Origin of the sequence: Sporolactobacillus inulinus (assembly GCF_006539285.1) — a bacterium.
In the GTDB taxonomy this organism is placed as follows: Bacteria; Bacillota; Bacilli; order Bacillales; family Sporolactobacillaceae; genus Sporolactobacillus; species Sporolactobacillus inulinus.
In genome coordinates, this window is record NZ_BJMS01000067.1 from 1 (window position 1) to 20995 (window position 20995).

At 46.3% G+C, this 20995-nt stretch carries 36 protein-coding genes and 1 pseudogene; all 37 read left to right on the forward strand.

Going from position 1 to position 20995, the window contains the following annotated elements; all coding sequences use genetic code 11:
- The first annotated feature begins 628 nt into the window (after positions 1-628).
- The gene (gene rpsJ / locus SIN01_RS09780; RefSeq protein WP_010024543.1) at positions 629-937 is read left to right on the forward strand and encodes a 30S ribosomal protein S10; all 309 of its coding nucleotides are present in this window, start codon (positions 629-631) and stop codon (positions 935-937) included.
- 29 nt (positions 938-966) lie between these two features.
- Entirely contained in the window at positions 967-1605 is a 639-nt protein-coding gene (gene rplC, locus SIN01_RS09785; protein ID WP_010024544.1) for a 50S ribosomal protein L3, read from the forward strand.
- Between the two features lie 17 nt (positions 1606-1622).
- Complete coding sequence (rplD, locus tag SIN01_RS09790; RefSeq protein ID WP_010024545.1) at positions 1623-2246, forward strand: 50S ribosomal protein L4; 624 nt, start codon at positions 1623-1625, stop codon at positions 2244-2246.
- Positions 2246-2536, forward strand: a complete 291-nt coding sequence (gene rplW / locus SIN01_RS09795; RefSeq protein WP_010024546.1) for a 50S ribosomal protein L23 — start codon at positions 2246-2248, stop codon at positions 2534-2536. The genes rplD and rplW overlap by 1 nt, the downstream gene beginning before the upstream one ends.
- A gap of 29 nt (positions 2537-2565) precedes the next feature.
- On the forward strand, positions 2566-3399 hold the full coding sequence (rplB, locus tag SIN01_RS09800; RefSeq protein ID WP_010024548.1) for a 50S ribosomal protein L2: 834 nt from the start codon (positions 2566-2568) through the stop codon (positions 3397-3399).
- Between the two features lie 38 nt (positions 3400-3437).
- On the forward strand, positions 3438-3719 hold the full coding sequence (gene rpsS / locus SIN01_RS09805; RefSeq protein ID WP_010024550.1) for a 30S ribosomal protein S19: 282 nt from the start codon (positions 3438-3440) through the stop codon (positions 3717-3719).
- Positions 3720-3736: 17 nt separating this feature from the next.
- Positions 3737-4078, forward strand: a complete 342-nt coding sequence (rplV, locus tag SIN01_RS09810) for a 50S ribosomal protein L22 (protein ID WP_010024551.1) — start codon at positions 3737-3739, stop codon at positions 4076-4078.
- A 3-nt stretch (positions 4079-4081) separates the two neighbouring features.
- The gene (gene rpsC, locus SIN01_RS09815) at positions 4082-4741 is read left to right on the forward strand and encodes a 30S ribosomal protein S3 (protein WP_010024552.1); all 660 of its coding nucleotides are present in this window, start codon (positions 4082-4084) and stop codon (positions 4739-4741) included.
- Between the two features lie 2 nt (positions 4742-4743).
- Positions 4744-5178 carry a 50S ribosomal protein L16 gene (gene rplP / locus SIN01_RS09820; RefSeq protein ID WP_010024553.1) on the forward strand — a complete coding sequence of 145 codons (435 nt, stop codon included), beginning with the start codon at positions 4744-4746 and terminating at the stop codon, positions 5176-5178.
- Complete coding sequence (gene rpmC, locus SIN01_RS09825) at positions 5168-5371, forward strand: 50S ribosomal protein L29 (RefSeq protein ID WP_010024554.1); 204 nt, start codon at positions 5168-5170, stop codon at positions 5369-5371. The genes rplP and rpmC overlap by 11 nt, the downstream gene beginning before the upstream one ends.
- Before the next feature lie 17 nt (positions 5372-5388).
- Complete coding sequence (gene rpsQ, locus SIN01_RS09830) at positions 5389-5661, forward strand: 30S ribosomal protein S17 (RefSeq protein WP_010024555.1); 273 nt, start codon at positions 5389-5391, stop codon at positions 5659-5661.
- A gap of 41 nt (positions 5662-5702) precedes the next feature.
- On the forward strand, positions 5703-6071 hold the full coding sequence (rplN, locus tag SIN01_RS09835) for a 50S ribosomal protein L14 (protein ID WP_010024556.1): 369 nt from the start codon (positions 5703-5705) through the stop codon (positions 6069-6071).
- Positions 6072-6115: 44 nt separating this feature from the next.
- Entirely contained in the window at positions 6116-6424 is a 309-nt protein-coding gene (gene rplX, locus SIN01_RS09840) for a 50S ribosomal protein L24 (RefSeq protein WP_010024557.1), read from the forward strand.
- Between the two features lie 29 nt (positions 6425-6453).
- A complete protein-coding gene (rplE, locus tag SIN01_RS09845) occupies positions 6454-6996 on the forward strand; it encodes a 50S ribosomal protein L5 (RefSeq protein WP_010024560.1) in 543 nt (180 codons plus the stop codon).
- 20 nt (positions 6997-7016) lie between these two features.
- Positions 7017-7202: a type Z 30S ribosomal protein S14 gene (locus SIN01_RS09850; protein WP_010024562.1), complete on the forward strand. Its 186-nt coding sequence runs from the start codon at positions 7017-7019 to the stop codon at positions 7200-7202.
- 33 nt (positions 7203-7235) lie between these two features.
- On the forward strand, positions 7236-7634 hold the full coding sequence (gene rpsH / locus SIN01_RS09855) for a 30S ribosomal protein S8 (RefSeq protein ID WP_010024564.1): 399 nt from the start codon (positions 7236-7238) through the stop codon (positions 7632-7634).
- Between the two features lie 27 nt (positions 7635-7661).
- Positions 7662-8198, forward strand: a complete 537-nt coding sequence (rplF, locus tag SIN01_RS09860; RefSeq protein ID WP_010024565.1) for a 50S ribosomal protein L6 — start codon at positions 7662-7664, stop codon at positions 8196-8198.
- Between the two features lie 38 nt (positions 8199-8236).
- The gene (rplR, locus tag SIN01_RS09865) at positions 8237-8599 is read left to right on the forward strand and encodes a 50S ribosomal protein L18 (protein WP_010024566.1); all 363 of its coding nucleotides are present in this window, start codon (positions 8237-8239) and stop codon (positions 8597-8599) included.
- A gap of 18 nt (positions 8600-8617) precedes the next feature.
- The gene (gene rpsE / locus SIN01_RS09870; RefSeq protein ID WP_010024567.1) at positions 8618-9118 is read left to right on the forward strand and encodes a 30S ribosomal protein S5; all 501 of its coding nucleotides are present in this window, start codon (positions 8618-8620) and stop codon (positions 9116-9118) included.
- Positions 9119-9131: 13 nt separating this feature from the next.
- A complete protein-coding gene (gene rpmD / locus SIN01_RS09875; RefSeq protein WP_010024568.1) occupies positions 9132-9320 on the forward strand; it encodes a 50S ribosomal protein L30 in 189 nt (62 codons plus the stop codon).
- 34 nt (positions 9321-9354) lie between these two features.
- Positions 9355-9795 (forward strand): 50S ribosomal protein L15, encoded by a 441-nt coding sequence (gene rplO / locus SIN01_RS09880; protein ID WP_010024569.1) that lies wholly within the window; start codon positions 9355-9357, stop codon positions 9793-9795.
- Positions 9795-11084 (forward strand): preprotein translocase subunit SecY, encoded by a 1290-nt coding sequence (secY, locus tag SIN01_RS09885; RefSeq protein WP_010024570.1) that lies wholly within the window; start codon positions 9795-9797, stop codon positions 11082-11084. Before rplO ends, secY begins: the two co-directional genes overlap by 1 nt.
- Before the next feature lie 36 nt (positions 11085-11120).
- Complete coding sequence (locus SIN01_RS09890; protein ID WP_010024571.1) at positions 11121-11774, forward strand: adenylate kinase; 654 nt, start codon at positions 11121-11123, stop codon at positions 11772-11774.
- Positions 11771-12520 (forward strand): type I methionyl aminopeptidase, encoded by a 750-nt coding sequence (map, locus tag SIN01_RS09895; RefSeq protein ID WP_010024573.1) that lies wholly within the window; start codon positions 11771-11773, stop codon positions 12518-12520. The genes SIN01_RS09890 and map overlap by 4 nt, the downstream gene beginning before the upstream one ends.
- Before the next feature lie 16 nt (positions 12521-12536).
- Positions 12537-12860: a KOW domain-containing RNA-binding protein gene (locus SIN01_RS09900; protein ID WP_010024575.1), complete on the forward strand. Its 324-nt coding sequence runs from the start codon at positions 12537-12539 to the stop codon at positions 12858-12860.
- Complete coding sequence (gene infA, locus SIN01_RS09905; protein WP_010024579.1) at positions 12853-13071, forward strand: translation initiation factor IF-1; 219 nt, start codon at positions 12853-12855, stop codon at positions 13069-13071. Before SIN01_RS09900 ends, infA begins: the two co-directional genes overlap by 8 nt.
- Before the next feature lie 31 nt (positions 13072-13102).
- Positions 13103-13216: a 50S ribosomal protein L36 gene (gene rpmJ / locus SIN01_RS09910; RefSeq protein WP_010024581.1), complete on the forward strand. Its 114-nt coding sequence runs from the start codon at positions 13103-13105 to the stop codon at positions 13214-13216.
- A gap of 19 nt (positions 13217-13235) precedes the next feature.
- On the forward strand, positions 13236-13601 hold the full coding sequence (gene rpsM, locus SIN01_RS09915) for a 30S ribosomal protein S13 (RefSeq protein ID WP_010024583.1): 366 nt from the start codon (positions 13236-13238) through the stop codon (positions 13599-13601).
- A 21-nt stretch (positions 13602-13622) separates the two neighbouring features.
- Positions 13623-14015 (forward strand): 30S ribosomal protein S11, encoded by a 393-nt coding sequence (rpsK, locus tag SIN01_RS09920; protein WP_010024585.1) that lies wholly within the window; start codon positions 13623-13625, stop codon positions 14013-14015.
- A gap of 154 nt (positions 14016-14169) precedes the next feature.
- The gene (locus tag SIN01_RS09925) at positions 14170-15114 is read left to right on the forward strand and encodes a DNA-directed RNA polymerase subunit alpha (RefSeq protein ID WP_010024586.1); all 945 of its coding nucleotides are present in this window, start codon (positions 14170-14172) and stop codon (positions 15112-15114) included.
- 83 nt (positions 15115-15197) lie between these two features.
- Positions 15198-15563, forward strand: a complete 366-nt coding sequence (rplQ, locus tag SIN01_RS09930) for a 50S ribosomal protein L17 (RefSeq protein WP_010026660.1) — start codon at positions 15198-15200, stop codon at positions 15561-15563.
- Between the two features lie 420 nt (positions 15564-15983).
- Positions 15984-16824 (forward strand): annotated as a pseudogene (locus tag SIN01_RS15435) (energy-coupling factor ABC transporter ATP-binding protein).
- The gene (locus SIN01_RS15440; RefSeq protein ID WP_029548194.1) at positions 16800-17672 is read left to right on the forward strand and encodes an energy-coupling factor transporter ATPase; all 873 of its coding nucleotides are present in this window, start codon (positions 16800-16802) and stop codon (positions 17670-17672) included. The pseudogene SIN01_RS15435 and the gene SIN01_RS15440 overlap by 25 nt, the downstream one beginning before the upstream one ends.
- Entirely contained in the window at positions 17665-18459 is a 795-nt protein-coding gene (locus SIN01_RS09945) for an energy-coupling factor transporter transmembrane component T family protein (RefSeq protein ID WP_010025251.1), read from the forward strand. Before SIN01_RS15440 ends, SIN01_RS09945 begins: the two co-directional genes overlap by 8 nt.
- Before the next feature lie 15 nt (positions 18460-18474).
- A complete protein-coding gene (gene truA, locus SIN01_RS09950; RefSeq protein ID WP_010025252.1) occupies positions 18475-19215 on the forward strand; it encodes a tRNA pseudouridine(38-40) synthase TruA in 741 nt (246 codons plus the stop codon).
- Positions 19216-19460: 245 nt separating this feature from the next.
- Positions 19461-19898 (forward strand): 50S ribosomal protein L13, encoded by a 438-nt coding sequence (gene rplM / locus SIN01_RS09955; RefSeq protein ID WP_010025253.1) that lies wholly within the window; start codon positions 19461-19463, stop codon positions 19896-19898.
- Between the two features lie 20 nt (positions 19899-19918).
- Positions 19919-20311 (forward strand): 30S ribosomal protein S9, encoded by a 393-nt coding sequence (rpsI, locus tag SIN01_RS09960; protein WP_010025254.1) that lies wholly within the window; start codon positions 19919-19921, stop codon positions 20309-20311.
- Positions 20312-20995 lie beyond the last annotated feature (684 nt).

Below are 20995 nucleotides of genomic sequence, written 5' to 3' on the forward strand. Positions count from 1 at the left end.
TCGCGCCTTGTTGATGCGTGCCAGCGAGACCCCGCGGATTCCAGCCCTGTCCGAGGAGGCTTCCGGATCGCCCGCGGCAAGCGAGCAGACGCAGCGATGATGCAATAAACAGGCATCGATCAACGACCCATGATTAAAGATTAAGGACCGGGCGTATTTTGCCCGGTTTTTCTTATTGCAAATAGAGAGGGTATCTGTTTTTTACAACAAAGCAAAAGGTTGTGAACCAAACGCGCAAGTGCGAGATTCCCTCGGTCATACACTGTTGATGCAAGCAGAGCGTATTCAACACCTGCCCAGGTCATAGCATAAAGAAGAAAAAATTTAAGGACAGCTAACCTAAGCTGCAGAAAACGGAAGTATCGTTTCATTGATATAAAATTTTATGCACGAAATTCAAGAATTATTTGATCTTTTGCCTGAAAGTCTTTATAATGTAACCACTGAAAAAAGGTGATCGTTCGTCTTGCTTTACGCCTAGTCTTTAGGTATAATAGTGAAGTTGGTTTTTTGGCAATGATACGGAAGGTTGCAGATACACCCGGCTCCTTTGCCAAGGCGGGCGGTCTGGAAATTTTCGTGGAGCAAGTCTGTTTTTCAAAAATGGACGAAAGAAGGAGGGAATAAAATGGCAAAGCAAAAGATTCGCATTCGTTTAAAGGCGTATGATCATCGCATTTTAGATCAATCCGCTGAAAAAATCGTGGAAACGGCAAAACGTTCAGGTGCAAAGGTATCGGGTCCGATTCCGCTTCCTACAGAAAAATCGATTTATACGATTCTGCGTGCGGTCCACAAATACAAGGATTCACGCGAACAATTCGAAATGCGTACACACAAACGCTTGGTTGATATCGTTGAGCCTACACCTCAAACCGTAGATTCGCTCATGCGATTGGATCTGCCTTCAGGTGTCGACATTGAAATTAAATTATAATTTATTTTGAATAATAGGAGGTGTTACGGATGAGCAAAGGAATCTTAGGCAAGAAAATCGGAATGACTCAGATTTTTGCTGAGAACGGCGATGTGATTCCCGTTACAGTTGTAGACGTATCCGGCAACGTTGTTCTTCAAAAGAAGACGGTTGAAACGGACGGCTATGAAGCTGTGCAACTCGGATTTGATAACGCAAAAGCTTCTCGAGTTACCAAACCGGCAAAGGGTCACGCTGAAAAAGCGAAAGCTGAACCTAAGCGCTTCATTAAAGAAATCCGTAATGTAAAGTTAGATGATTACGAAGTAGGCAAAGAAGTTGCTGCCGACACATTCAAGGCTGGCGAAGCCATTGATGTAACCGGAACTTCAAAGGGTAAAGGCTACCAAGGTCCGATCAAGCGCAACAACCAATCTCGCGGACCTATGGCGCACGGTTCTCGTTACCACCGCCGTCCTGGTTCCATGGGCGTTATTGATCCGGCACGTGTTTTCAAAGGCAAGAAGCTGGCCGGCCGTATGGGCGGAGAAACGGTTACTGTTGAAAACCTCGTAGTCGCTAAAGTTGACCCGGAACGCCAATTGATCCTCATCAGTGGCAACGTACCGGGCGCAAAAAAAAGTTATATCATGATAAAATCTGCTCTGAAAGCAAAAGAAGCTAAATAAGAAAGGAGGATGCTTCCATGCCAAAATTAACTGTATTTGATCAGAAAGGCGCAGAAGTCGGAGCTGTAGAACTGGCAGACGCTGTATTCGGCATTGAACCAAACGAACATGTCATCTATCAAGCGGTTGTCATGCAACAAGCTTCACTTCGCCAAGGAACACATGCTGTAAAGAATCGTTCTGCAGTTCGCGGCGGCGGCCGCAAGCCGTGGAAACAAAAAGGAACGGGTCGTGCTCGTCAAGGCTCCATTCGTTCCCCGCAATGGGTTGGCGGTGGTACGGTATTCGGACCAACACCACGTAGCTACTCTTACAAACTGCCTAAGAAAGTCCGCAGATTGGCGATCAGATCGGTACTGTCGGACAAAGCAGGAGAAAACAATCTGATTGTACTCGATGCACTGAAGATTGAAGCTCCTAAAACAAAAGAAATCACTGCTTTGCTAAGCAACCTCTCCGTTGCAGAAAAAGCGCTGATTGTCACGAATGATATTGATGAAACAGCTGTTTTATCATCTCGCAATCTTCCAGGTGTAAAGGTGCTCACTGCAAATGAAGTCAATGTACTTGATGTTATTGCACATGACAAACTGATCGTCACCAAGGATGCTGCGGCAAAGCTTGAGGAGGTGCTTGGATAATGAAGGATCCTCGCGATATTATAAAGCGCCCCGTGCTGACTGAACGTACAACGGATCAGATGGCTGACAAGAAATACACATTCGACGTTGATGTTAAGGCGAATAAGTCTGAAATCAAACGTGCTGTGGAAGCGATCTTTGACGTGAAAGTCGTTAAAGTCAATACGTTGAACGTAAAAGGCAAGCCGAAACGTTATGGCCGCTATGAAGGCTATACAAATAAGCGCAAGAAAGCTGTTGTCACTTTGACTCAGGAAAGCAAAGAACTCAACTTCTTTGACGGAGAATGAGGAATTACTAAAGAAGGAGGTTATTGATCATGCCAATTAAGAAGTATAAACCGACATCCAATGGTCGCCGTAACATGACTTCATTGGATTTTGCAGAAATTACAACGGATCAGCCGGAAAAAACATTGCTGAAGTCTCTGCCGAAAAAAGCAGGACGCAACAATCAAGGCCGTTTGACCGTTCGTCACCAAGGCGGCGGCCACAAACGCAAATACCGTATCATTGACTTTAAACGTACTAAGGATGGCGTACCGGGCAAGGTTGCGACGGTCGAATATGATCCAAACCGTACCGCAAACATTGCGTTGGTTCACTACGCAGATGGCGAAAAGCGCTATATTCTCGCACCAAAAGGCATTAAAGTAGGTACCGAAATTATGTCCGGCGCAGAAGCTGATATCAAGGTCGGAAATGCGCTTCCACTGAAGAACATTCCGGTTGGTACTACGATTCATAATATTGAGCTGAAACCAGGAAAAGGCGGACAACTTGTACGCTCTGCGGGAACTTCTGCTCAGATTCTTGGTAAAGAAGGCAAATACGTGCTGATTCGCCTTGTATCCGGCGAAGTTCGTATGATCCTTGAAACTTGCCGCGCAACAATCGGTCAGGTCGGAAACTTGGAACATGAACTTGTTTCAGTCGGTAAAGCCGGTCGTTCTCGCTGGAAAGGTATTCGCCCTACGGTCCGCGGTTCTGTAATGAACCCGAACGATCACCCGCACGGTGGTGGTGAAGGTAAGGCTCCGGTCGGACGCAAGTCGCCAATGTCGCCATGGGGCAAACCAACGATGGGTTACAAGACGCGTAAGAAGAAGAACACATCGGAACAATTCATCATTCGTCACCGCAAGAAGAAATAATTTTGGATAGATATTTTATTTTGGAAGGAGGCCTACTCGTGAGCCGAAGCCTAAAAAAAGGACCATTTATTGATGACCACTTGATGAATAAAGTCGTTGCTTTGAACGAAAAGGACGAAAAAAGAGTCATTAAAACGTGGTCACGCAGATCAACCATCTTCCCTGAATTCATTGGACATACCATTGCTGTATATGACGGACGCAAGCATGTGCCGGTGTACGTCACGGAAGATATGGTTGGACATAAACTAGGAGAATTTGCTCCGACGAGAACGTACCGGGGACACATTTCTTCTGATAAGAAAACGAGTGCACGCTAACGAAAGGAGGAACTATGATGCAAGCAAAAGCTGTCGCTAAACAAATTCGTATTGCTCCTCGTAAGGCGCGTCTTGTAATTGATCTTATCAGGGGCAAAGACATCGGCTATGCATTGGCTGTACTGAAAAACACTCAGAGAGCCGCTTCGCCGATCATTGAAAAAGTTTTGAAATCCGCTATTGCCAATGCGGAACATAATTATGATCTTGATGCTGAAACATTGTTTGTTGAAAAGGCATTTGTTGATGAAGGGGCAACGATGAAACGTTTCCGCCCGCGCGCACAAGGCCGTGCAAGCAGAATCAACAAACGGACCAGCCACATTACAATTATCGTATCAGAAAAGAAGGAGGGATAACGCGTGGGTCAAAAGATTAATCCTGTCGGATTTCGAATCGGAGTCATCCGTGACTGGGAATCCAAATGGTATGCTGATAAAGAATATGCGGAATATCTTCACGAAGATATCAAGATCCGTAACTATATCGAAGAAAAGCTGAAGGATGCTTCAGTTTCCGGTATCGAACTGGAACGTGCGGCAAATCGGATTAATGTAACCATTAAGACGGCGAAACCGGGTATGGTCATCGGTAAAGGCGGTTCTGAAGTTGAAGCGCTGCGTAAAGCCCTGAACCAACTGACCGGCAAACGCGTTCACGTAAATATTTTTGAAATCAAACAAGCAGACCTTGACGCAAAGCTTGTTGCTGAAAACATTGCGCGTCAACTTGAAAGCCGTATCTCTTGGAGACGTGCTCAAAAACAGACACTGCAAAGAGCAATGCGCGCGGGTGCAAAGGGTATTAAGACGCAATGTGCCGGCCGCCTTGGTGGTGCGGATATGGCACGTACAGAGGACTATAGCGAAGGCACTGTTCCGCTTCACACTTTGCGTGCCGACATCGATTATGGAACAGCAGAAGCTGATACCACTTACGGTAAAATCGGTGTTAAAGTATGGATTTATCGCGGAGAAGTCCTTCCGACGAAAGGAACGACTAAGAAGGAAGGAGGCAAATAATTATGTTAATGCCTAAACGTACAAAGTATCGCAGACAGCACCGTGGGAGAATGCGCGGCCAAACAAAGGGCGGCGCTACGGTAACCTTCGGTGAATACGGACTGCAGGCACTGGATTCCGCTTGGGTCTCCAGTCGCCAGATTGAAGCAGCACGTATTGCAATGACACGTTTTATGAAACGTGGCGGAAAAGTTTGGATCAAAATTTTCCCTCAAAAATCATACACAAAGAAACCTCTTGATGTCCGCATGGGTTCCGGTAAAGGTGCTCCAGAAGGATGGGTTGCAGTAGTATTGCCAGGCCGTGTACTTTTTGAAGTTGGCGGTGTTAGTGAAGAAGTGGCAAGTGAAGCATTGCGTCTCGCTAGCCATAAATTGCCTATTAAAACGAAAATCGTGAAACGCGAAGAAGTGGGTGGTGACGCAAATGAAGGCTGAGGATATCCGTAACTTAACCACTGCTGAAGTTGAAGAAAACATGAAGTCTTTAAAAGAAGAATTGTTTAATCTGCGTTTCCAGCTCGCAACCGGACAATTGGAAAATCCGGCTCGCATCCGCGCGGTCCGCAAATCCATTGCTCGCGCAAAAACGATTTTGCGTGAACGTGAATTGAACGTTCAAAACGGCTGAGAAGGAGGTTATCGCAAATGGCAGAGGAAAATCGTAGCAATGCCCGTAAAGTTTTGGTCGGCCGTGTTGTTTCAGACAAGATGGAAAAGACCATTACTGTGCTCGTTGAAACGTATAAGAACCACCGTCTCTATGGAAAACACGTGAAGTATTCCAAGAGATTCAAAGCGCATGATGAAAATAATCAAGCAAAAGTCGGCGATATCGTAGAAATTGCTGAAACTCGCCCGCTTTCAAAAGATAAACGTTTTCGTCTCGTTAAAATTGTTGAGGAATCCGTTATTATCTGATCTGTCGGTAAGGACCGAAGATCGAAGGGAGGTTGCATTTTATGATTCAGCAAGAAAGTCGTTTGAAAGTTGCCGATAACTCGGGTGCACGTGAAGTCTTGACCATCAAGGTTTTGGGTGGCTCCGGACGCAAGACCGCAAATATCGGCGATGTCATCGTTGCTTCGGTTAAACAAGCAACACCAGGTGGCGTTGTTAAGAAGGGCGAAATTGTTCGCGCTGTCGTCGTTCGTACGAAACACGGCGTTCGCCGCACCGACGGTTCATACATTCGTTTTGACGAAAACGCCGTTGTTCTTGTGAAAGAAGACAAGAGCCCGCGCGGTACGCGTATCTTTGGACCGGTTGCTCGCGAACTGCGTGACGGTCAATTCATGAAAATCGTCTCTCTCGCACCGGAAGTACTGTAATTTCGAAAGGTTAGGAAAAGGAGGTGGCATTTAACATGGCAAAATTGCATGTGAAAAAGGGCGATAAGGTTCAAGTAATTACTGGTAAAGACAAAGGCAAACAAGGTGTGATCCTTGCAGCATTTCCGGCTAAGGAACGTGTACTTGTTGAAGGTGTAAACATCGTTAAAAAGCATTCAAAGCCAAGCCAAGCAGCTCCGCAAGGCGGTATCCTCGAACACGAGGCGCCAATTCACGTATCAAATGTTATGCTGCTTGATCCAAAAACAAATGAGCCTACCCGTGTAGGTCATAAAATAGTCGACGGAAAAAAAGTACGTGTTTCTAAAAAATCAGGCGAAGTCATCGACTGATCCGTTTGTCTGTGAAAGGAGGTAAACACATGAGCCGTTTTAAAGAAAAATATGATCAGGAAGTCGTTCCTGCTCTTATGGAAAAATTCAATTACACATCTGTAATGCAGGTGCCGGCAATCAAAAAGGTTGTCATTAATATGGGTGTCGGCGAAGCCGTCCACAATTCAAAAGCACTCGATAGTGCCGTTGAAGATTTGACTGCGCTGGCCGGTCAGAAACCGGTAATCACTCGTGCAAAGAAATCAATTGCTGCGTTCAAGCTTCGCGAAGGTGTAGCAATCGGCACAAAAGTTACACTGAGAAAAGACCGCATGTTTGATTTTCTTGACAAGCTGGTTACGGTTGCGCTTCCGCGTGTACGTGACTTCCGCGGTGTTTCAAAGAAAGCTTTTGATGGCCGTGGCAACTATACGCTTGGTATCCGCGAACAATTGATTTTCCCTGAAATTGACTATGATAAAGTCGATAAAGTACGCGGTATGGACATCGTCATTGTAACGTCTGCCAACACTGATGAAGAAGCAGCAGAATTGCTTACATTGCTCGGTATGCCGTTCGTTAAAAAATAATCGTAAGGAGGATATGAATTTTGGCAAAAAAATCAATGCTTGTTTCTTCACATCGCCCAAAAAAATTCAAAGTGCAGGAATACACACGCTGTGAACGCTGCGGACGTCCTCATTCGGTTCTTAGGAAATTCAAATTATGCAGAATTTGTTTTCGCGAACTTGCCTATAAAGGACAAATCCCGGGTGTTAAAAAAGCTAGCTGGTAAAATTTTAAGTGATAGGGAAGGAGGTCGATTTGCATGGTCATGACAGATCCGATCGCAGATATGCTGACTCGCATTCGTAACGCCAATATTGTTCGTCATGAACAAATCGAGCTGCCAGGATCCAGAATCAAGAAGGAAATTGCTGAAATCCTGAAACGTGAAGGATTCATCAAGGATGTTGAGTACATCGAAGACAACAAACAGGGTGTACTCCGACTGATTCTGAAATACGGTGGCAGCAAAGAACGTGTAATCACCGGTTTAAAGAGAATCAGCAAGCCAGGTCTTCGCGTTTATGCGAAAGCCGATGAAGTACCTCGCGTACTCGGCGGACTTGGTATTGCGCTTGTATCAACATCGAAAGGCGTTATTACAGATAAAGAAGCACGTCAACAAAAGGTTGGCGGCGAAGTTCTCGCATACGTTTGGTAATTAGTAAAGAAGAATGGAGGTGTCCTCATGTCTCGTATAGGATTGAGACCTACCGCTGTTCCTGAAGGTGTGACTGTTACAATTGACGGTCAGAAGGTAACGGTAAAAGGTCCTAAGGGCGAATTATCACGTGAATTTCATCAAGATATGATCATCAAGCAAGAAAACAATGAAATCCGAGTTGAACGACCGACTGATTCGAATAAGCATCGCGCGCTTCACGGTACGACGAGCAGTTTGATCAGCAACATGGTTGAAGGTGTGACAAAAGGCTTCACTAAGAAACTGGAACTTGTCGGTGTCGGCTATCGTGCCAACAAACAAGGCAAGAACTTGGTACTTAATGTCGGCTACTCTCACCCGGTAGAAATCGTTCCGGAAGAAGGAATTGAATTGTCTGTTGAAGGCAATAACATGGTTTCTGTTGTAGGAATCGACAAGCAACGTGTCGGTGAAGTTGCTGCCAATATTCGTTCCGTACGTTCCCCTGAACCGTACAAGGGCAAGGGTATTCGTTATGAAGGCGAAAAGGTTCGTCGTAAGGAAGGTAAAACTGGTAAGTAATTTCATTCCATTTTCACGAGAAAGGAGCGGTAGACTCTATGATCACAAAAAAAGACAAGAACGCGCTTCGTAAGAAAAGACATCTTCATGTGCGCCACCGCATTGTGGGCACTACAGAACGTCCGCGTTTAAATGTTTTTCGTTCTTCCAAGAATATATATGCACAATTAATTGATGATTCAAAGGGTGTAACGATTGTTTCCTCTTCATCAATTGACAAAGCATTTGATCTTGAAAAAGGCAGCGATGTTGCGGCAGCAAAAAAAGTTGGCGCACTGATCGGTGAACGTGCCCTGGAAAAAGGAATCAAAGCGATCGTTTTTGACCGCAGCGGTTATATCTATCACGGACGTGTCAAGGCTGTTGCTGAAGGCGCCCGAGAAGCAGGACTCGAATTTTAACATTAAGGAGGGGAATCCATGGCAAAAAATGATCGCAACAAATCAGAATTTGAAGAGCGTGTTGTTGCAATTAACCGCGTAGCGAAAGTAGTCAAAGGTGGACGTCGTTTCCGCTTTTCCGCACTGGTTGTTGTCGGCGACAAAAAAGGTAATGTAGGTTATGGTCAGGGCAAGGCTCATGAAGTTCCTGAAGCCATTCGCAAAGCGATTGAGGATGCAAAGAAGAATGTATTTAATGTCCCGATCGTAAACACGACTATTCCTCATCAAGTAACGGGTCAGGCAGGAGCAGGCAGCGTTCTGCTGAAACCGGCATCTGAAGGTACCGGAATCATCGCCGGCGGTCCTGTCCGCGCCGTGCTCGAATTATCAGGCTTGGGTGATATTCTCTCGAAGTCTCTCGGATCGAACAATCCGATTAACATGGTTCGTGCAACGGTTGAAGGCCTGCAAAGTCTGAAGCGTGCAGAGCACGTGGCAAAATTGCGCGGCAAATCAGTAGAAGAGCTGCTCGGATAAGGAGGGAACAGGATTGGCTAAAAAATTGGAAATCACCCTCAAACGCAGTGTGATCGGACGCCCTGAATCACAACGCGTTACGGTAAAAACACTTGGTCTCAAGAAAACTTACCAAACCGTTGTTCAGGATGATAACCCTGCAATTCGCGGCATGATCAACAAGATTTCCCACTTGCTCGCTGTTCGCGAAATAAATGAATAATTGATAACGATTTTGAGAATAAGGAGGTGCCAAGATGAAACTCCATGAATTGAAACCAGCTGAAGGATCTCGGTTTGCTCGCAAGAGAGTAGGACGCGGCTACGGTTCAGGACTTGGCAAAACATCTGGTCGAGGACAAAAAGGACAGAAATCACGCTCAGGCGGTAGAGTACGTCTCGGATTTGAAGGCGGACAGATGCCATTGCTGCAGAAACTGCCGAAGAAAGGATTTAAAAATCCGACGCGCAAGATTTACACAATTGTTAACGTTGAAAAGCTGAGTCAGTTTGAAAACGGAACGGAGATTACTCCGGAATTGCTGCTTCAAAAACGTGTCATCCGCAAACTGAACGATGGCGTTAAAGTTTTGGGTGAAGGCAAGCTTGAATCGAAACTGACGGTTAAAGCGCATAAATTTTCTGCTTCTGCAAAAGAAGCGATTGAAGCAGCCGGCGGAAACATTGAGGTGATCTGATGTTTCAAGTGCTTTCCAGCATGTGGCGAGAAGCCGACATTCGCCGAAAAATAGTATTCACATTGCTTATGCTCATTATATTTCGGATCGGGACATTCATTCCTGTTCCTGAAATTAATACGGAGCTGATCAATATCAGTGATTCAAGTGCTTTCGGTTTGTTCAACACCTTTGGTGGCGGCGCCTTGGAGAACTTTTCAATCTTTTCCATGGGGATTATGCCTTATATCACTGCATCCATTATTGTGCAGCTTCTGCAAATGGATGTCGTGCCCAAGCTTACCGAATGGTCGAAACAAGGTGAAATGGGAAGGCGCAAGCTGAATCAGCTGACAAGGTACGGAACGATAGTTTTAGGATTCATCGAAGCACTCGGACTTTCCTACACGTTCAGTAACAATTACCAGGGGCTGGTTAGTAATCCAACCCTTTGGACCTTTCTGATCATTGCATTGGTACTGACAACGGGTACGGCGTTTCTCGTATGGCTGGGTGATCAAATTACGGCTTACGGTGTGGGGAATGGTATTTCCATTATCATTTTTGCAGGGATTATTGCACGAATCCCGACAGCGGTCAGCCAGATTTACGCTCAGAGGTTTGCTTCGTCAACCAACACATTTTTGGAAGTACTTGGATTGCTGGCCATCGTTGCCGTTGTTTTGCTGATTGTAGTTGGAACCATCTTCGTTCAGCAAGGGATGCGAAAGATTCCGATTCAATACGCGAAACGGACGATCGGCTCGAAAACGTATAGTGCGCAACCGGCGCATTTACCGATTAAGGTTAATGCGGCGGGCGTCATCCCGGTAATCTTTGCTATATCCCTGATGATTACACCGCCGACGATTGCTCGTTTCTTCCCTGAGAATAACGTGACCACGTGGATTGTCCGCGTGTTCGACTATTCGACGGTATATGGAATGGTTATCTATGGGGCATTAATCATTGCCTTTACTTACTTCTATACATTCGTACAGGTCAATCCTGAAAAAATGGCCAAGAATCTTGGCGAACAAGGCGGCTACATTCCGGGAATCCGGCCGGGAAAGAGTACGGAGAAATTCATTACGAAGATTCTCTACCGCCTGACCTTCCTAGGGGCCATTTTCCTTGCGGTCATTTCGCTTCTGCCGATTGTTTTCGGTGAAATCGGTAGCCTTCCGCAAAGTGCAAGAATTGGCGGAACAAGCTTGCTGATCGTTGTCGGGGTTGCTCTTGATACGATGAAACGTATTGAAAGTCAGTTGGTAAAGAAAAACTATCAAGGCTTTATCAGAAAAAGGTAAAGGTTACTTGTGGTGAATGAGTCAGGAGGAATGACGATGAATTTGATTTTAATGGGACTTCCGGGTGCTGGTAAGGGTACACAGGCAGAACGGATTGTTGATAAGTTCGGTTATCCTCATATCTCAACCGGTGACATGTTTCGTGCGGCAATTAAAGGCGGTACACCATTAGGAAAAAAAGCAAAATCCTTTATTGATCAAGGAGCGCTTGTTCCAGATGAAGTAACGATCGGCATTGTTAACGAACGTTTATCCGAAAAGGATACGGCAAAAGGTTTCCTTCTTGACGGATTTCCGCGTACCGTTGAACAAGCAGAAGCGCTTGATCAAATGATGGCGGATAAAGGACAAAAGATTGACGCAGTCCTTTACATCCGTGTTGATCCTGAAAAACTAATGGCTCGTCTGACGGGCCGCCGTATCTGCTCCGATTGCGGCGCAACCTATCATTTGATCTTCAATCCACCGGCAAAAGAAGGGGTTTGTGACAAATGTGGCGGCGCTTTGAAACAGCGAGCGGATGACAATGAAGCAACCGTTCACGAACGGCTGCAGGTTAATATGAAGCAGCAACAACCGTTGCTTGATTTCTATGAAGCAAAGGGATCCTTGAAAACAATCAATGGAGATCAAGAGATCGACGACGTATTCCAAGAAGTAGCGGCGATCCTCGGCGAACTTGCCAAGTGATCACGAGGAAGACGATTGATGAAGTGAACAGGATTCGTATGGCAGGAAAAATAGTCGGCCATACGCTGGGATGCTTGCAGCAGGCTATTTGTCCCGGCATATCGACGATTGAACTCGATGCGCTGGCAGAGCGCTTGATAAGGGATGCGGGAGCTGAACCGTCATTTAAGGGATATGATGGTTATTCAAACAGTATCTGCACATCCGTCAACGATCAGTTGGCTCACGGTATTCCTGGTTCCTATGTTCTGCAGGACGGAGACATAATCAGTATCGATATCGGTGCCAAGTATGAAGACTTTCATGCAGACTCCGCCTGGACTTTTCCTGTGGGTAAGCCGTCTGATGCAGCCCGAAAACTTCTGGAAACGACGGAAGAATCGCTCAATCTGGGAATAGCCGAAGCAAAGCCGGGCTCCCGGTTGTCGACTATCTCCCACGCGATTCAAAGATGTGCCGAGTCAAAAGGATTTTCCGTCGTACGTGAACTGACTGGCCATGGGGTTGGGCGTGAACTTCATGAGGATCCGGACATTCCAAATTATGGGCGACCCGGCCGAGGTCCGGTACTCGAACCCGGCATGGTGCTCGCTATTGAACCGCTGATTAATGAAGGCAGCCGAAAAATTTGGATGGTCGAAGATGATGATTGGACGCTGATGACCCAGGATGGTAAGAACTGTGCTCATTTTGAGCATACCATTGTAATTACGGAAAATGGAAATGAAATCTTGACAAAGCAATAAGTGAAGGTGATGATTGATGGGTAGTGATCAAACCCCCTTACCTGTTCTCGGTCAGCTCGCACGCGTGCTGAAGGGAAAAGAATCGGGTTCTTATTTTGTTATTGTGCGGCTTATCGATCATCGGTTCGTAGAAATTGCAGATGGCGACAAGAGGAAGTTTGACAATGCAAAGAAGAAGAACATCAGCCATCTCGAACTTCAATCATATATATCTGTCGAAGTACAGAAAAGTCTGCGCGAGATCGGGCGTGTGACAAATGGAAAGCTGCGTTTTGCCATCGCTCATTATTTAGATGGAGAAATCAGTAACAATAGGAAGGGTGAGTCAGCCGATGGCTAAAGAGGACGTCATTGAAGTTGAAGGCACCGTGATCGAACCACTGCCAAATGCAATGTTTCGTGTAGAATTGGAAAACGGCCATAAGATTTTAGCTCATGTTTCCGGCAAGATCCGTATGCATTTTATTCGCATTTTGCCGGGAGATAAGGTAACAGTCGAGTTGTCGCCATATGATGTGTCACGCGGTCGTATTACGTTCAGGCATAAATAATTCTCTGCGGTGCAAGAAGGAGGGTTCAATAATGAAGGTAAGACCATCTGTCAAAAAGATGTGTGAGAAATGCAAGATTGTCCGCCGTAAAGGTGTTGTCATGGTGATTTGTGAAAATCCAAAACATAAACAAAGACAAGGTTAAGAAGGAGGTGCTCTGACGCATGGCTCGTATTGCAGGGATTGATATTCCAAGAGACAAACGCGTGGTCATTTCGCTGACTTACATTTATGGTATCGGCTTGACTACTGCAAAGAAGATCTTGGCTGAAGCAAATGTTTCTGAAGATACACGTGTTCGCGATTTAACTGAAGAAGAACAAACACGCATCCGCGAAGTCGTCGACCACTACCGGGTCGAAGGTGACCTTCGCCGCGAAGTTTCGCTCAACATCAAACGACTCATTGAAATTGGTTCATATAGAGGGATTCGCCACCGCAGAGGACTGCCGGTTCGCGGTCAAAATACGAAAAACAACTCACGTACGCGCAAGGGTCCTAAGCGTACGATCGCTGGGAAAAAGAAATAAGTAAAGGAGGGTTAAACATTTATGGCTAAAGCACAACAACGTACGCGCAAGCGCAGGATTAAAAGAAATGTTGAGAACGGGGTGGCACACATCCGTTCAACATTCAATAACACGATTGTGACGATTACCGATCCGCACGGTAATGCCATTGCTTGGGCAAGTGCCGGTGGTCTTGGGTTCAAAGGCTCTAGAAAGTCAACGCCCTTTGCGGCACAAACTGCAGCAGAAGCTGCGGGCAAGAGTGCAATGGACAGCGGCATGAAGACCATTGAAGTTTCTGTTAAAGGACCGGGCGCAGGTCGTGAAGCAGCAATTCGTGCACTTCAGGCAGTAGGTCTTGAAGTGACAGCAATCCGCGATGTTACTCCGGTACCGCATAACGGCTGCCGTCCTCCAAAACGTCGCCGCGTTTGATTGTATAGCTCGCTATTAATCTGTTAATAATGCAACTATAAATGAACGTGTACACCGAACTGAGAAGCACGCAATGCTCATGAGGCGTTCATAGACGTTTCGGAAAGCGTGTGCTGCACGAAGTATCGACGTCTTAAAGGAGGGTTCTTTGTTAATGATTGAGATCGAAAAGCCAAAGATCGACACGGTTGAAATAGCAGACGATGGAAGCTATGGCAAGTTTGTTGTTGAACCGCTCGAACGCGGATACGGCACGACTCTGGGGAATTCTTTACGTCGAATTTTACTTTCATCCCTCCCAGGCGCGGCTGTAACGACGGTACAGTTTGATACTGTGCTCCATGAATTTTCCACCATTGAAGGCGTTGTGGAAGATGTTACGGCGATCATCTTGAATATTAAAAAGCTCTGCTTGAAAATTTATTCAGATGAAGACAAGACATTGGAAATTGACGTTCAGAGACCGGGAAAAGTGACAGCTGCTGATATTATCCACGACAGTGACGTGGAAATATTAAATCCTGAATTGGAAATTGCGACACTTGATGAAGGCGCCCATTTTCACCTGCGAATGATCGCCAAGAAGGGCCGCGGCTATGTTCCTGCTGAAGGAAACAAGTCCGAGGACCTTCCAATTGCCGTAATTCCTATTGATTCGATTTACACACCAATTACGCGTGTAAATTATCAAGTGGAAAAAACCAGAGTTGGCCAGTTTGCTAATTTCGACAAACTAACGATTGATGTTTGGACCGATGGGAGCATTCGTCCTGAAGAAGCAATTTCTTTGGGTGCCAAAATTCTGACCGAACATCTGAATATCTTCGTCGGTCTAACCGATCAAGCGCAAAAAGCGGAGATCATGATCGAAAAAGAAGAAGATAAGAAAGAAAAAGTGCTTGAAATGACGATTGAAGAACTAGATCTTTCCGTACGTTCTTACAATTGCCTGAAACGCGCTGGAATCAATACCGTTCAAGAACTGACTCAAAAGAGTGAAGAAGACATGATGAAGGTTCGCAATCTTGGACGCAAGTCTCTTGAAGAAGTTGAAGAAAAGCTCCATGATCTTGGTCTCGGACTAAGAGTTGAAGAGTAACTCGTAAATAGACAAGGGATTATTTTTCTTTTTTGCGCAAAAAAGAAAGATTGAAGACAAGCAATAAAGGGGGTAAAAAGTAAATGGCATACGCAAAATTAGGCCGGGATTCAGCTGCTAGGAAGGCGCTGTTCCGCGATCTTGCGACCGACTTGATTATTAACGAACGTATTCAGACAACGCACTCCAAAGCCAAGGCGCTTCGCCCGGTCGTTGAAAAAATGATTACGCTCGCGAAACGCGGCGACTTGCATGCGCGTCGTCAGGCAGCAGCATTCATTCGCAATGAAGTTGCTGATCAAGAAGTAGGTAAGAATGCAGTTCAGAAACTGTTTGATGATGTTGCAGAACGCTATGCAGAACGTCAGGGTGGCTATACACGCATCTTGAAAGTTGGCCCGCGCAAAGGCGATGGTGCTGAATTGGCAATCATCGAACTGGTTAAATAATCAAGCACTTCCAGAAGCAGAAAGCCGGGTTCTAAAGAACTTGGATTTCTGCTTTTTTTTACAGGTAAAGAAAGTCTGTGATTTTTGATCACACAAAAGACGGTGCATCAAACACGCAGATACTCTAGCGCCCGCGGTCACGCCCTGTTGATGCGCGTAGCTGGAGTACCCCTCAGGCACAAAATTGATTGGTTCAAACCCGCATACAAAGCAAAAGGGTGTTGGGAACCAATGCGCAAGTGAGCGACTTCTGCAGAATATGAAAAAGTTGCTCATTTAAAAATGAGCGCATGTCCTTTATACTTATTTTCAATAGTGTTTTTCTTAATCACATGAGCTGAGATGAGAAAGAGAGCAGCGTGATTGCGTGCAGCGCAGCCTGCAGATAAGGCTGCGGCAGAGAGGAGTGGAGGCAAGTACATGGAAAAAATCATTGACGTGCATGATCTATCCTATCGCTATGCAGAAGAACAACCCGATGTATTGAAAAAAATCAATTTCACCGTGAACAGAGGCGAGTGGCTGTCGATTGTCGGACACAATGGTTCCGGAAAGTCGACTTTGGCGAAATGCTTGAACGGATTGATTCTCCCACAAAAGGGAACCGTTAAGGTCAATGGGTTACTAACCTCCGATGAAGAGAAGATATGGACAATTCGTCGCTCTGTAGGTATGGTCTTCCAAAATCCGGACAATCAGTTCGTCGGAGCAACAGTACAAGATGATGTTGCCTTTGGTATGGAGAATCATGGACTGCCACGCGATGTTATGAAAAAGAGGTTGGCGGAAGCGCTGGATCTCGTCAAAATGTCGGCGTTTGCTCAGAGTGAGCCGCATCGGCTTTCCGGGGGACAAAAGCAGCGGGTAGCGATTGCCGGCATTGTTGCGCTTCAGCCGCTGATCATTATCATGGATGAAGCAACATCAATGCTTGACCCTGAAGGAAGAAAAGAAATTATAAAGACGGTGCGTGCGTTGAATAAAGAGCAGCACCTAACCGTTATTTCGATTACTCATGATCTGGAAGAAGCGATTCACTCGGACCGATTGCTTGTCATGAGCGATGGAGAAATGATTCGCGAAGGGACGCCGCGTGAGATCTTTAAATCAACCGAACTGCTGCACAAGGTCGGACTCGATTTGCCGTTTGCGATTAAAATGCGTCATGCACTGCGTGCTAAAGGTGTACCCTTATCGAACACCGCATTATTTCAGGAAGAGTTGGTGGATGGAACTATGGACATTACATTCGAGCATGTGACCCACGTCTACGGCAGCCGGACACCGTTTGAGAAACTGGCGCTTGATGACGTCAGTCTGCACATCCCGTCCGGTTCGTTCACCTCAATTATTGGTCATACCGGTTCCGGAAAATCGACATTGGTGCAGCATATCAACGGTTTGTTGAAGCCTTCCAAGGGGACGATAACCGTTGGTGATGTTGTGATTCAAGCAGGCGCAAAGAAGCAGGATCTGAAATCATTGCGAGAGAAGGTCGGCTTTGTCTTCCAGTACCCGGAGCATCAGCTTTTTGAAGAAACGATTATCAAAGATGTATGTTTTGGTCCGATGAATTTCGGTATTTCAGAATCCGAAGCGATCAAACGGGCTGAAGAGAGTCTGCAGATGGTTGGTCTGCCTGCTTCGTTATGGCATCGATCGCCATTTGACTTAAGCGGCGGCCAGATGAGACGCGTGGCGATTGCCGGTGTTTTGGCGCTTCGTCCGCAAGCGGTCATTTTGGACGAACCGACAGCAGGACTCGATCCTAAAGGGCGTCAAGAAATTCTTGGCTTATTTAAGTCGCTGCATGAGCGCCAGCAGCTTACCATTATCATGGTGACCCACAGTATGGATGATGCAGCCGCTTTATCCGATCAAGTGGTTGCAATGAAAGGCGGCAAGCCGCTGATCATCGGTACGCCGAAGGATGTTTTTATTCAGAAAGAAAAGCTTCAGGCAGCCGGGCTTGATCTTCCGGAGACAATGACCTTTTTAAACAAGCTGCTGGAGAGAGCAGGCGAGTCGAAAACGATTCCTGCGTTTACCATTGACGACGCGGCAGATGCGGCGATTAACCTGTTGAATGGGGTGAAAGACCATGTTTAATCTTGTTATCGGCCAGTATGTACCGGCAGATTCATATATTCATCGCCTAGATCCCCGTTCGAAGCTGATCAGCGTCTTTCTCTTTGTCATTATCGTATTTTTGGCGAACAACTGGGTGACCAACGCATTAATGGTGCTTTTTTGCTTTTTAGGGATTGCATTATCACGGCTAAATGTTTCGTTTATTTACAGAGGTCTGCGTTCTGTTTTTATTATTGTGCTGATTACGTTTCTTTTAAATTTATTTTTGGCCTCCGGAGGGACCGTACTCTTCAGCTGGGGTTTTCTGCGTGTGACGTCGGAAGGATTGCTTCAATCGATCTTTATCGCGATTCGTATCCTAGTCATCATCGTTGTCACCACCCTATTGACGCTTACCACATCGCCAATTGAAATTACCGATGGCATGGAAAGCCTGCTCAATCCATTGAAGAAGGTCAAAGTGCCGGTACATGAATTTGCGCTGATGATGTCGATCTCGCTGCGCTTTATTCCGACACTGCTTGAGGAAACGGAGAAGATCATCAAAGCACAGGCGGCGCGGGGCTCTGATTTTACTTCAGGTTCTTTGAAAAGCCGGGTGAAGGCGATTGTTCCGCTGCTTGTGCCACTCTTTGTCGGGGCTTTTAAGCGGGCTGAGGACTTGGCAATGGCAATGGAAGCGCGAGGCTATCATGGCGGTGCCGGACGTACCAAACTGCACCAGTTGAAATGGGACTGGCGGGATACATTGCTTTTGGCTGTAGTTCTGCTGCTGGCTGTTTTGTTAATTTTTTCAAGAGATTGAGTGATGGGTGATTGAATGACCAAGATCAAATGTACCGTTGCTTACGACGGATCGCAATTTCATGGCTATCAGGTGCAGCCGCAGAAACGGACGGTGCAGCGAGAGATTCAAAATGCCCTGGCACGGATGCATCACGGCAGCACGATCAAAATTGTTGCGTCAGGACGAACCGATGCCGGCGTACATGCCTATGGGCAAGTGTTTCATTTTGAATCCCCACTCAAGATACCACTTGAGCGCTGGCCGCGGGCCTTAAACAGCCTGCTTCCTGGCGATATTTATGTGCGTCATGCTGAGGCGGTACCGGAAACCTTCCATGCCCGTTATGATGTGAAACAGAAGGAGTACCGCTATCGGCTGCTGACGCGACCGGAACCCGATCTGTTTCGCAGAGCCTACACCGCGCATGTGGCGCAGCCGCTTGATCTGGAAGCGATGAACCAAGCGGCCGAAGCGATTATCGGTACCCATGATTTCTCCTGCTTCTGTGCTGCAAACACGGATGTGAAGGATAAGGTGCGTACGGTTTTTCATTTATCGGTGAGCCGCGAAAAAGATGATGAAACGGTCATTCGTGTGGTTGGCAGCGGTTTTCTGTATCAGATGGTGCGAATCATCACCGGCACCTTGCTCGATGTCGGGAAACATCAAATGGCACCGGAACGCATTGCCGAGATTATTGCCGGCGGCGACCGTCAGGCTGCATCGGCTACAGCACCACCGCAAGGTCTGACCCTATGGAAGGTCACATATTAGTGCATGGAATCGCTGCAGAGAAAATAAATTTTCAGCGAACTGCATGCAAAGTGCTGTGCACGCTTGACATTAGAAGCCAGGTATTATATTATATACTTCGGCATTTCTAATTTGACCACTATTAGCCCCAAAAATATTGGCTCAAATAGATAAATGAAACGGTGAGAGAGGCAACTCTCAAATCAAGTGCGGTTGTGGGTCGCACTTGGACAATGAAAATGGAATTGTTCGAGGAGGAAAATAAAGTGCGTACAACTTATATGGCCAATGCGGCTACAGTTGAGCGCAAATGGCTCGTTGTTGACGCTGAAGGTCAAACGCTCGGCCGCTTAGCAAGTGAAGTGGCAGCCATTCTGCGTGGGAAAACAAAACCAACGTTTACACCTCATGTTGATTGTGGCGATCATGTCGTCATCATCAATGCGGAAAAGATCGAATTAACCGGCAAGAAATTGCTGTCAAAAAAATACATCCACCACACCGGTTTCCCGGGCGGTATCAAGGAACGCACTGCACAAGATATGCGTGCAACCCGTGCTCGCGCAATGCTCGAACGGACGATCAAAGGCATGCTGCCGCACAACAGACTCGGACGTCAAATGTTTACGAAACTGCATGTTTATGAAGGCGCGCAACATCCGCACGCCGCACAAAAACCAGAAGCCTACGAGCTTCGCGGTTGATCAGGGAGGGAAAATAAATCATGGCACAAGTACAATACTATGGCACCGGACGTCGTAAAAGCTCCGTCGCTCGTGTACGTCTCGTACCTGGCGAAGGCAAAGTAGTTATCAACGGTCGTAGCGATGCTGAATTTTTTAATCTCGAAACGCTGCGTACGATTCTGAAGCAGCCACTCGTTGCAACGGAAACTGAAGGCAGATATGATGTTCTTGTTAACGTTGAAGGCGGCGGCTTCACAGGCCAAGCCGGCGCAATCCGTCACGGAGTTGCCCGCGCCCTGCTGGAAGCTGACCCGGAATACCGCGCTGTTCTCAAGAAAGCCGGATTCCTGACACGTGACCCAAGAATGAAAGAACGTAAGAAATACGGACTCAAAGGCGCACGTCGCGCACCGCAGTTCTCAAAACGCTGATTTACAGGCATTCAAACAAAAGCTCTCAACCTCATCGGTTGGGAGCTTTTTTGGTGTGCACTCAAAATGGATGACGGCTTGGCGGTGAGAGTCGAACGAAACGATAGAAACGCCCGTCATGGAGCAAACGCAGCAACGCTACGATGAGTTTTTCCTTTTATCTTCGTTGATTTGCTTGCTTTAGCTCTCCGTACTGCAGGGCACTGAGTGCAATAGGGGTTAGGTTCTGTTCCTTTTGATCAGCAACTGATCAACGATTACAAGAGTATCACGTGACGTGGAGAGGCTGGCATTGTAGGCTATCCCACCAGGCGAAGGGGCTTAACCCTCTTGCCCTTCGCAAAAAAAATATCGCCCGCAGAGATTCCATGTCAAGCGACCTAGAGTAGGGCTAAATAGCGCAGGGGAGCTTTACTTGTTGATTAGTAATGAGCGAGTATCAATGATAATGTGAACAATGGGTTAAATAGGAACATTTCGACATATAGCGACCCTTTTTTTGTTTTTGTGTTGTATAGTATTCACAAATAATAAATAATCTTAAAACACGGGAAGTGGTTAAATGGTTTTAAGAAATTTAAAAAACGAAGGAAATCTTAACAAAATGCTGATTTAATACATAGTGGTGATCAATAAGGAGACTTTAGCATGAGGCATCTATTAAAAAAAATATTTATAAATAAC

What these genes read in the sequence shown, in the direction of transcription:
- rpsJ (WP_010024543.1), top strand. Translation starts at nt 629, where the DNA reads ATGGCAAAGCAAAAGATTCGCATTCGTTTAAAGGCGTATGATCATCGC.
- rplC (WP_010024544.1), top strand. Translation starts at nt 967, where the DNA reads ATGAGCAAAGGAATCTTAGGCAAGAAAATCGGAATGACTCAGATTTTT.
- rplD (WP_010024545.1), top strand. Translation starts at nt 1,623, where the DNA reads ATGCCAAAATTAACTGTATTTGATCAGAAAGGCGCAGAAGTCGGAGCT.
- rplW (WP_010024546.1), top strand. Translation starts at nt 2,246, where the DNA reads ATGAAGGATCCTCGCGATATTATAAAGCGCCCCGTGCTGACTGAACGT.
- rplB (WP_010024548.1), top strand. Translation starts at nt 2,566, where the DNA reads ATGCCAATTAAGAAGTATAAACCGACATCCAATGGTCGCCGTAACATG.
- rplV (WP_010024551.1), top strand. Translation starts at nt 3,737, where the DNA reads ATGCAAGCAAAAGCTGTCGCTAAACAAATTCGTATTGCTCCTCGTAAG.
- rplP (WP_010024553.1), top strand. Translation starts at nt 4,744, where the DNA reads ATGTTAATGCCTAAACGTACAAAGTATCGCAGACAGCACCGTGGGAGA.
- rpmC (WP_010024554.1), top strand. Translation starts at nt 5,168, where the DNA reads ATGAAGGCTGAGGATATCCGTAACTTAACCACTGCTGAAGTTGAAGAA.
- rpsQ (WP_010024555.1), top strand. Translation starts at nt 5,389, where the DNA reads ATGGCAGAGGAAAATCGTAGCAATGCCCGTAAAGTTTTGGTCGGCCGT.
- rplN (WP_010024556.1), top strand. Translation starts at nt 5,703, where the DNA reads ATGATTCAGCAAGAAAGTCGTTTGAAAGTTGCCGATAACTCGGGTGCA.
- rplE (WP_010024560.1), top strand. Translation starts at nt 6,454, where the DNA reads ATGAGCCGTTTTAAAGAAAAATATGATCAGGAAGTCGTTCCTGCTCTT.
- rpsH (WP_010024564.1), top strand. Translation starts at nt 7,236, where the DNA reads ATGGTCATGACAGATCCGATCGCAGATATGCTGACTCGCATTCGTAAC.
- rplF (WP_010024565.1), top strand. Translation starts at nt 7,662, where the DNA reads ATGTCTCGTATAGGATTGAGACCTACCGCTGTTCCTGAAGGTGTGACT.
- rplR (WP_010024566.1), top strand. Translation starts at nt 8,237, where the DNA reads ATGATCACAAAAAAAGACAAGAACGCGCTTCGTAAGAAAAGACATCTT.
- rpsE (WP_010024567.1), top strand. Translation starts at nt 8,618, where the DNA reads ATGGCAAAAAATGATCGCAACAAATCAGAATTTGAAGAGCGTGTTGTT.
- rplO (WP_010024569.1), top strand. Translation starts at nt 9,355, where the DNA reads ATGAAACTCCATGAATTGAAACCAGCTGAAGGATCTCGGTTTGCTCGC.
- secY (WP_010024570.1), top strand. Translation starts at nt 9,795, where the DNA reads ATGTTTCAAGTGCTTTCCAGCATGTGGCGAGAAGCCGACATTCGCCGA.
- SIN01_RS09890 (WP_010024571.1), top strand. Translation starts at nt 11,121, where the DNA reads ATGAATTTGATTTTAATGGGACTTCCGGGTGCTGGTAAGGGTACACAG.
- SIN01_RS09900 (WP_010024575.1), top strand. Translation starts at nt 12,537, where the DNA reads ATGGGTAGTGATCAAACCCCCTTACCTGTTCTCGGTCAGCTCGCACGC.
- infA (WP_010024579.1), top strand. Translation starts at nt 12,853, where the DNA reads ATGGCTAAAGAGGACGTCATTGAAGTTGAAGGCACCGTGATCGAACCA.
- rpmJ (WP_010024581.1), top strand. Translation starts at nt 13,103, where the DNA reads ATGAAGGTAAGACCATCTGTCAAAAAGATGTGTGAGAAATGCAAGATT.
- rpsM (WP_010024583.1), top strand. Translation starts at nt 13,236, where the DNA reads ATGGCTCGTATTGCAGGGATTGATATTCCAAGAGACAAACGCGTGGTC.
- rpsK (WP_010024585.1), top strand. Translation starts at nt 13,623, where the DNA reads ATGGCTAAAGCACAACAACGTACGCGCAAGCGCAGGATTAAAAGAAAT.
- SIN01_RS09925 (WP_010024586.1), top strand. Translation starts at nt 14,170, where the DNA reads ATGATTGAGATCGAAAAGCCAAAGATCGACACGGTTGAAATAGCAGAC.
- rplQ (WP_010026660.1), top strand. Translation starts at nt 15,198, where the DNA reads ATGGCATACGCAAAATTAGGCCGGGATTCAGCTGCTAGGAAGGCGCTG.
- SIN01_RS15440 (WP_029548194.1), top strand. Translation starts at nt 16,800, where the DNA reads ATGGACATTACATTCGAGCATGTGACCCACGTCTACGGCAGCCGGACA.
- SIN01_RS09945 (WP_010025251.1), top strand. Translation starts at nt 17,665, where the DNA reads ATGTTTAATCTTGTTATCGGCCAGTATGTACCGGCAGATTCATATATT.
- truA (WP_010025252.1), top strand. Translation starts at nt 18,475, where the DNA reads ATGACCAAGATCAAATGTACCGTTGCTTACGACGGATCGCAATTTCAT.
- rpsI (WP_010025254.1), top strand. Translation starts at nt 19,919, where the DNA reads ATGGCACAAGTACAATACTATGGCACCGGACGTCGTAAAAGCTCCGTC.